The following is a 1,369-nucleotide window of genomic DNA, read 5'->3' as shown; positions in this document are numbered from 1 at the left end:
GAGACCCCACACTACCATCGGCGCTACGGCGTTTCACTTCTGAGTTCGGCATGGGATCAGGTGGGTCCACCGCGCTATGGCCGCCAGGCAAATTCTGTTTCAACTCACCCGTTTCACAATTCACTATCGTAAAACCAGTCAGTCCAATCTCGGAACTTCGCTGAAAATCATCTCTCTCAAATCACCAAAACACCTTCGGTGTTGTAAGGTTAAGCCTCACGGATCATTAGTACTGGTTAGCTCAATGCATCGCTGCACTTACACACCCAGCCTATCAACGTCATAGTCTTTAACGTTCCTTCAGGGGGCTTAAAGCCCCAGGGAAGACTCATCTCGAGGCAAGTTTCCCGCTTAGATGCTTTCAGCGGTTATCTCTTCCGAATTTAGCTACCGGGCAATGCCATTGGCATGACAACCCGAACACCAGTGATTCGTCCACTCCGGTCCTCTCGTACTAGGAGCAGCCCCTCTCAATCTTCCAACGCCCACGGCAGATAGGGACCGAACTGTCTCACGACGTTCTAAACCCAGCTCGCGTACCACTTTAAATGGCGAACAGCCATACCCTTGGGACCTACTTCAGCCCCAGGATGTGATGAGCCGACATCGAGGTGCCAAACACCGCCGTCGATATGAACTCTTGGGCGGTATCAGCCTGTTATCCCCGGAGTACCTTTTATCCGTTGAGCGATGGCCCTTCCATTCAGAACCACCGGATCACTAAGACCTACTTTCGTACCTGCTCGAGCCGTCACTCTCGCAGTCAAGCTAGCTTATGCCTTTGCACTAACCTCACGATGTCCGACCGTGATTAGCTAACCTTCGTGCTCCTCCGTTACTCTTTGGGAGGAGACCGCCCCAGTCAAACTACCCACCAGACACTGTCCTCACCCCGGATCACGGGGCCGAGTTAGAACATCAAACATTAAAGGGTGGTATTTCAAGGTTGGCTCCATGCAGACTGGCGTCCACACTTCAATGCCTCCCACCTATCCTACACATCAAGGCTCAATGTTCAGTGTCAAGCTATAGTAAAGGTTCACGGGGTCTTTCCGTCTTGCCGCGGGTACACTGCATCTTCACAGCGAGTTCAATTTCACTGAGTCTCGGGTGGAGACAGCCTGGCCATCATTACGCCATTCGTGCAGGTCGGAACTTACCCGACAAGGAATTTCGCTACCTTAGGACCGTTATAGTTACGGCCGCCGTTTACTGGGGCTTCGATCAAGAGCTTCGCCCTAAGGCTGACCCCATCAATTAACCTTCCAGCACCGGGCAGGCGTCACACCGTATACGTCCACTTTCGTGTTTGCACAGTGCTGTGTTTTTATTAAACAGTTGCAGCCAGCTGGTATCTGCGACTGGCTTC

2 rRNA genes are annotated in these 1,369 nt (G+C 52.3%); both read right to left on the bottom strand.

The annotated features are described in order from the left end of the window. A 5S ribosomal RNA gene (gene rrf, locus AACW11_RS18135) occupies positions 1–88 on the bottom strand; the annotation flags it as partial. 117 nt (positions 89–205) lie between these two features. Beyond that, positions 206–1,369, bottom strand: a 23S ribosomal RNA gene (locus AACW11_RS18130); the annotation flags it as partial.

This window comes from Yersinia sp. Marseille-Q3913 (assembly GCF_963892745.1).
GTDB lineage: Bacteria > Pseudomonadota > Gammaproteobacteria > Enterobacterales > Enterobacteriaceae > Yersinia > Yersinia bercovieri.
Note: the sequence above shows the minus strand (reverse complement) of the source record. Positions and strands in the feature narration are given on the sequence as shown.